General features: G+C 50.6%; 7 protein-coding genes. 6 read left to right on the top strand and 1 reads right to left on the bottom strand.

Features of this window, described 5'->3' with window-relative positions; all coding sequences use genetic code 11:
- The 6 genes from UCI88_RS03965 to UCI88_RS03940 form a co-directional block, all read left to right on the top strand.
- The coding region (locus UCI88_RS03965; RefSeq protein WP_330024024.1) for a PfkB family carbohydrate kinase at positions 1-553 on the top strand (553 nt) is incomplete at its 5' end.
- Between the two features lie 32 nt (positions 554-585).
- Complete coding sequence (locus tag UCI88_RS03960) at positions 586-1224, top strand: bifunctional 2-keto-4-hydroxyglutarate aldolase/2-keto-3-deoxy-6-phosphogluconate aldolase (protein ID WP_256179677.1); 639 nt, start codon at positions 586-588, stop codon at positions 1222-1224.
- A gap of 715 nt (positions 1225-1939) precedes the next feature.
- Entirely contained in the window at positions 1940-2284 is a 345-nt protein-coding gene (locus UCI88_RS03955) for a molecular chaperone Hsp90 (RefSeq protein WP_256179676.1), read from the top strand.
- 2 nt (positions 2285-2286) lie between these two features.
- The gene (locus UCI88_RS03950) at positions 2287-2727 is read left to right on the top strand and encodes an Rrf2 family transcriptional regulator (protein WP_044503366.1); all 441 of its coding nucleotides are present in this window, start codon (positions 2287-2289) and stop codon (positions 2725-2727) included.
- A 20-nt stretch (positions 2728-2747) separates the two neighbouring features.
- Positions 2748-3320 carry a phosphatase PAP2 family protein gene (locus UCI88_RS03945; protein WP_256179675.1) on the top strand — a complete coding sequence of 191 codons (573 nt, stop codon included), beginning with the start codon at positions 2748-2750 and terminating at the stop codon, positions 3318-3320.
- A 168-nt stretch (positions 3321-3488) separates the two neighbouring features.
- A complete protein-coding gene (locus tag UCI88_RS03940; RefSeq protein WP_256179674.1) occupies positions 3489-5129 on the top strand; it encodes a subtype B tannase in 1641 nt (546 codons plus the stop codon).
- Positions 5130-5187: 58 nt separating this feature from the next.
- Here UCI88_RS03940 and UCI88_RS03935 read toward each other — a convergent pair whose 3' ends face one another.
- On the bottom strand, positions 5188-6486 hold the full coding sequence (locus tag UCI88_RS03935) for a nickel pincer cofactor-dependent isomerase, group 22 (protein WP_256179673.1): 1299 nt from the start codon (positions 6484-6486) through the stop codon (positions 5188-5190).
- Positions 6487-6620 lie beyond the last annotated feature (134 nt).

The raw sequence follows: 6620 nt of genomic DNA, 5'->3' as shown, positions 1-6620 counted from the left end.
TGTGACGGGAATCCCCCTGGCTTTGTCGGAATCGTGCCGGGAAACGATTTATACGCTTATGATGCGGGCTCACAGCAAGGGCGTGCGCATTTCCTTCGATCCCAATCTGCGGCCCATGCTCTGGAAATCAGAGGAAGCCATGGCTCGGGTCATCAACGATGCTGCCCAGTACGCCGATATCGTCATGCCGGGCCTCGGTGAAGGCCGGATCTTGACCGGTCGGGAAAGTGAACAGGACATTGCCCAGTATTACTTGCAGCGCGGCGTCCAGACCGTCGTCATCAAACTCGGCGGCAGCAACGGGACCTATGTTCGGACGGAGAAGGAAGAATTGTACGTCTCCAGCTATCATGTGAAACACATTGTCGATACGGTCGGTGCCGGAGACGGCTTTGCCGTCGGCTTTACCAGCGGTCTCCTCGATGGGGTAACCTTGGAAGATGCTGCCCGCAGAGGGGCTGCCATCGGGGCCATGGCCATTCAGGTTGCCGGAGATAATGAAGGCTTGCCGACGAGAGAAAAATTGGAAGCCTTCCAAGCCAGCCATTCGTAATCGATTCGTGTGTGTGAAAGGAGTTCATCCAGATGGATAAGATAGAAGTCGTCAATAAAATTAAAGAAATCGGGGTCGTTGCTGTCATTCGCGGCAACAACCCGGAAGAAGCTGTTGCCATGTCGGAAGCCTGCATCAAAGGAGGTGTCACGGCCATTGAATTAGCCTTTACGACACCTCAGGCTCACGAAGCCATTCGGGAACTGGCTAAGAAATATGCCGATAATCCCGACGTCGTCATCGGTGCCGGCACGGTCCTCGACGCGGTCACGGCCCGTATTGCCATCCTCGAAGGAGCTGAATTCATCGTGTCGCCGGCCCTCGACGTCGAAACGATCAAACTGTGCAACCGCTACCGCGTAGCCGTCATGCCGGGGACGACGACCTTGAAAGACGTCGTAACAGCCCTTGAATGCGGCGCTGACGTCGTCAAAATCTTCCCGGGTGAAGTGGTTGGCATGAAGGCTATCAAAGCCATCCACGGCCCCTTACCGCAGGCACCACTCATGCCTACCGGCGGAGTTAACGTCGACAACGCCGGTGAATGGATTAAGGCCGGCTGCGTCGCTGTCGGTGCCGGCGGAGCCCTGACGGGTGGCGGCAAAACGGCTGCTGAAATCACGGAAACGGCCAAGAAGTTCATCGCTGCCGTCAAAGCCGTACGCGCTTAAATCTGTATTCCAGTTAAACATACGAAAAGCCTCGGAGATTCGTCTCCGAGGCTTTTTTTCTCCTTGAGGCAATGATACTTTTTGCGGAAGCTTCTTCTTTATCGCCTAAAGAGCGATGGAGCGATCTTGCAGCCTCTGATTAGGTCTTTGCATCGCCTGCCTCGATATAGTTATGATTAAACGTTGCAACCGCTGCCACGTTGCCGTCATGCCGGGGGCGACAACCTTGAAAGACGTTGCAACCGCTTTTTAGTGCGGCGCTGACACCGTTAAAACCTTCCTCGATGTCCCGTGTGTTAGTCGCACGGTCATCCACGTCCTTTTCGGGCTTTTCCGCAGCATTTCGATTTTTGTGAGCTCCGAAATGATCGGCCCCTCTTTCCAGACCCGAATTCTTGCTTCTGGTAATTCGTTGTTTTCCGTGTTTTAGCGCCAGACTGGGACAATCTCGTGGCAACACAGATTTTTTATAGACGTTTACACTAGTTCGAATTAGTTTAAATTCCAGCTTTATTTGCATAATAAATGGCTTAATGAAGCTGATTATATGAATTTAAATAATAGTAAATAAATTTAATTTGATTTATTTGTAATGGGAGGGGGTTAAGTCGATTATATTGTAACCATTGACATTACTTTTTAAATCGACTAGGATATAGTTGTAAGTTTATTGGTTATAACTAAAGATGTGCTATTTTTCTTAGGAGGTACTATTATGGATAAGAAACTCATCGACTTTATGGTTACGAAAACTCAGGAATTAGTGGCAGCACCCAGCTGCAGCCCTGCCTTGAAAAAAGCGGCCCAGGAATGGCTTGATGCTGCTGATAAAGAGGCAGCGGCTCCGGCCTATGTGGAAGCCTTGAAGCAAGGCGTATCGACGATTGATGAACTCCTCGGCTTTGCCGGATCGGATACGGCTGCGAAGGTTTTGGGGGCAGATGCTGCTGCTCAGCTCTTGGATCATGCCAAAGATCTTAAAGCCAGTGGGGCTAAGTTCTGTGACTGCCCGGCCTGCACGCCTTCTTTGGCCATTCTCCGTGAAGTGGGGGCTCTTTAAGGATGCAGATTTCCAGTCGCCTTACGATGGCTGTCCACACCTTGCTGTGCATTGCATATTTTGAAAAGACCGAAAAAGTGACCAGCAGTTTCATTGCTTCCAGTGTCGGTACCAATCCGGTCATTATTCGGAACCTGCTTACCCAGTTAAAGGCGGCCGAATTTATTGACGTCAAGCGAGGAGCCGGAGGGGCTACGTTGAAAAAGCCCTTGGAGAACATCAGTTTATACGACGTTTACCATGCCGTTGACTGCATCCCCAGCGATTCTCTGTTTCATTTTCATGAGCACCCCAGTCCCCAATGCCCTGTCGGTAAAACCATCCACCTCAGCCTCGACGATAAGTTGAGTCAGGTACAGCAAGCGATGGAAGAGCAAATGCGCCGCATTTCGCTGGCTGATATGGCCGGGACGATGGCAAAGGCTATTGACAAGCAATGTTGATTTGGTAAAGGGAGGGCAACATGGTTCGACTCATCCTATTTCTTCTGGCTCGCTATAATCTGTGGCTTCGTCCTTTATCGTGGTTTACTCGCTTTGGTCACGGCCTGTTTATCCTCTATGGTTTGGGGGCCTGGTTTCGCCCTAAAAACGAGAAGGAACAACGGAAAGAACGGAAAACGCTGCTTTATTGCTTGTTTTCGGTCATTCTCGCCTCATCTGTTTCGTGGTTCATTGGCAAATTGTGGTATCGGCCGAGGCCTTTTGCTCGCGGTAAAGGGGCTGCTTTAGTTAAACATAAGGCTAATGCCTCTTTTCCCAGCAACCATGCTATGAACAGTATGGCCGTCGCCGTCATGCTGCTTTTACGACGAAACCTTTGGGGGCTTCCGGCCTTGGCCTTGTCCGTCATTTTAGGCGTTTCTCGTGTCCTCTGCCGCCTTCATTACGTCAGCGATGTCCTTGGAGGATTCGTCTTAGGGGCCGGCTCCGGTTATGCCGTTTACCGGAGTAAACGATGTTCACAACTGGCCGACAGACTCCTCTATGGCTGGCATATATTTACGTATTTGCTGCGTGTGTTGTTGAGACGATGAAAGAAGACTGTGCATTTGGGATTTACCCGATGCACAGTTTTTTTTTGTGCGCCGACGATTTTTGTGAATAATATAGAACAAATTGCCACCATAAAGAGACATTTCTATGCTATACTGAGGAATAGCGAGAGTGAAACTCAAAATGATTCTAGAAAGGTGGTCTTGCATATGAAGCATACCAAGGTAATGGCAGCAGTTTTCTGCTTGTTGATGACCGGCGGGACGGTTTTTGCTGCCGATGGAACCATGACATCGCCGGTGTCGGTAGATGCGACGGCTTCGGCGACTCGGGCTAAGGCCGAGTCCTCTGTCAATGCTGTTTATAGCCTCAATCTGGATACGACAAAATACGAAAAGAAGACGATGACTGTCGACGGCAAGAAAGTGACTTTTCGGGCCTATGAAAACCGCGTTTACGTAGCTCATCCTGTCGATACGACCTACCAATCGATGAATATTTACGTCCCTGAAGGTTATTTTAAGGGGAAGACAATTAACGGCTATACGGCTAAAACGGCGCCGATTTTTATGCCTAACACCGTCGGCGGCTATATGCCGGGCGAACCGGGGACCCCATCGGAAAAGGATCGCATGACTGGTGGTGCCAACGCCATTCTCACCGCCTTGTCTAAGGGCTATGTCGTGGCCGCTCCCGGAGCGCGGGGACGGACCAGTCAAGGTACTGATGGAACCTATACCGGTAAAGCGCCGGCCCTCATCGTCGACATGAAGGCTGCCGTCCGCTACGTACGCCATAATGCCGGTCGTTTACCCGGTGATACGGAAAAAATCATCTCCAATGGGACCAGTGCCGGCGGTGCCTTGTCTTCCCTTATGGGTGCGACGGGGAACAGTTCCGATTATGAACCGTATTTAAAGGCCCTTGGTGCTGCCAATGAACGGGATGATATCTATGCGTCCAGTGTTTACTGCCCCATTACCGACCTCGACCACGCTGATATGGCTTATGAATGGATGTTTAATGGGGTAAACACCTATCACCAGAGTAAGGGCGGCATGATGCCTCCTATGGCACCGGGGGATGCTCCTAAAGAATCGGAGGGAGCGGCCAAGGTCTCTGTGGCTGTTATGAATCGCCCTGATAATGCGCCTATGGAGGCGACGACAGGGACTGAGATGACGGCAGCCCAGCAGCAGGTTTCTAAAGAGTTGAAAGCAGCCTACCCCGATTACATTAACGGACTGCACCTTGTCGATAAAGACGGAAAAGCATTGACCCTTGATGAAAATGGACAGGGGTCCTTTGCAGAATACATTAAATCGATTTACATGGCGTCTGCTCAGACGGCGCTGGACCAGGGAATCGATTTATCATCTAAATCGTGGCTGACGATTAAAGACGGGAAGGTTGTCGATATGGATTTAGCCGGTTATGCCCGTGACGTCACGCGGTTAAAGGCGGCTCCGGCTTTCGACGCTTTGGACTTGAGCTCCGGAGAAAATCAGGAATTTGGGACGGCATCGATTGATAAACAACACTTTACGGATTACGGGGAAACTCATTCCTTATCGACGGCCACGACGGCGGATAAGGCCATCGTAAAATTGCTTAACCCATTGAATTATATCGGCAAGTCCCATGTTCAGACGGCTAAATATTGGCGTATCCGTCACGGCGAAGCCGATCGGGACACGGCTATTGCCGTTCCGGCTGTCCTTGCACTCAGGCTGCAGCAGGCCGGATATGAAGTAGACTTTGCTTCTCCTTGGGGACAAGGCCACGGCGGTGATTATGACCTGGCAGAACTCTTCGCCTGGATGGATAAAGTCGGCCATAAAGGGTTATAATAAGATAGTTTAAACAAAAAGCATTGCCTCAGGATGGACTTGGGGCAATGCTTTTTGGCTACCATAAATTGTCTTCTTCATTAAACGTCCAAGTAAACGGCTTGGAGATGACGGTCATATCGGACCGGCCTTCGATATCTTCCAGGCAGGATAGGGAGCACTCGATTTCTTCCAGCTTCAGGGTATTCTTAATGCGCACGACCTTGGCTTTATTGGGGTCCGTCAGGAAGGCATGGGCCATGGCCATTTCGATGGCATCTTTGTCGCTGTTGCCGTAAAGAGGCAGCAAGGCCATGCGGAATGATTTGGCCGTAATGCAATTGGTGTAAACAGAGGCAAAATCCATCTTGTTGACGAAACGGTAACTGACGATGTCAGCCATGCCGCAGCCCGAGCCGTTTCCGTGAGAGGCATCAGTAATGTCGAGGATGACGATTCGTTCGATGTCCGGAGCCAGTGAACGAAAGGCTTCTTCTTGGCTGAATCGTTCCGTCCGTCCGGTGATGTTGGGATCCATCCCGGTGCCGCTGATTTCCTTGCCGATTTCATCGACAATCAGGACATCGATGTGAGGCAGCTTCAAGCGCGGCATTTGTTCTTTTGCCAGGGCCTGCAGGGCGGCGTCTCGTTCGAAAAATTTATCCGTAGGGATGACTTCCAAGGCGGCGATGTCGTCGCTGGGACTCTGAACCATGCCGACGGAAAAGACGACGTTTACCTTGTTTAAGAATACCTTGGCTACCCGTTCCAAGTTGGGACCAAAGGTATCGTAACCGCGTCCGTGGAAGGCCGAAGCCCCTTTGTGTTTCCCGCAGCCGATACAAATCATCTTCAAGAGACCCGATTCGTGCTCGTATTTAAAGTGGGTGTGAGGTTTAATCTTGTTAAACAAAATGATGCCGTCGGCTTCATAGGCATTCTTGTCGCAGTAAATTGGAAAGCCATCGTCCAAGGTGGCAACGGTGACGACGTCCATGGTCGATAATACCGGGACGCCGAGGTACTCCTCGTTGATTCCGAATTGGGCCAGATGGGCTTTTTGGCCTTCTGCCGTGGCTCCGGCATGACTGCCCATGGCGGGGAAGACAAAGGGGGTTGCCTTCCAGTCCTTGAGCTGATCGCAGAGGACCTTCATAAGCTCTTTATAATGCGGGAGGCCGCGACTTCCCGCCGTAATGCCGATGCGTTTTCCCTCTAAGGATTTAATGGTTGTCTCATCGAGAGAGTGGAGCTGCTCCTTTAATCGGCCAATGGGATCGGCCAGGTTCTGTGACGGGAAGCTTTGCCGGACTTTTATCATTTCGGGAATGATGATGCCTTCAGTTAAGGACTGTTTATCAAGTTTGGGAAAGTACAAAGAAAAGACCTCCTTCTGGTGAATCAATAATGGGTTGGAATGCTTGCTTTTATTATACGCGATTGCTCAAAAATATACAAAAAAAGTCCTCGCTGCGAAGACGATGATCGAAGCGAGGATTTTTTTAGAAAAAC

Origin of the sequence: Megasphaera massiliensis (assembly GCF_036305205.1) — a bacterium.
GTDB lineage: Bacteria > Bacillota > Negativicutes > Veillonellales > Megasphaeraceae > Megasphaera > Megasphaera massiliensis.
This window is presented reverse-complemented; position numbering and strand designations above follow the sequence as displayed.

Bases quoted from the DNA above. Each gene is read 5' to 3' on its own strand.
- UCI88_RS03950 (WP_044503366.1), top strand. From the start codon at position 2,287: ATGCAGATTTCCAGTCGCCTTACGATGGCTGTCCACACCTTGCTGTGC.
- UCI88_RS03945 (WP_256179675.1), top strand. From the start codon at position 2,748: ATGGTTCGACTCATCCTATTTCTTCTGGCTCGCTATAATCTGTGGCTT.
- UCI88_RS03940 (WP_256179674.1), top strand. From the start codon at position 3,489: ATGAAGCATACCAAGGTAATGGCAGCAGTTTTCTGCTTGTTGATGACC.
- UCI88_RS03960 (WP_256179677.1), top strand. From the start codon at position 586: ATGGATAAGATAGAAGTCGTCAATAAAATTAAAGAAATCGGGGTCGTT.
- UCI88_RS03955 (WP_256179676.1), top strand. From the start codon at position 1,940: ATGGATAAGAAACTCATCGACTTTATGGTTACGAAAACTCAGGAATTA.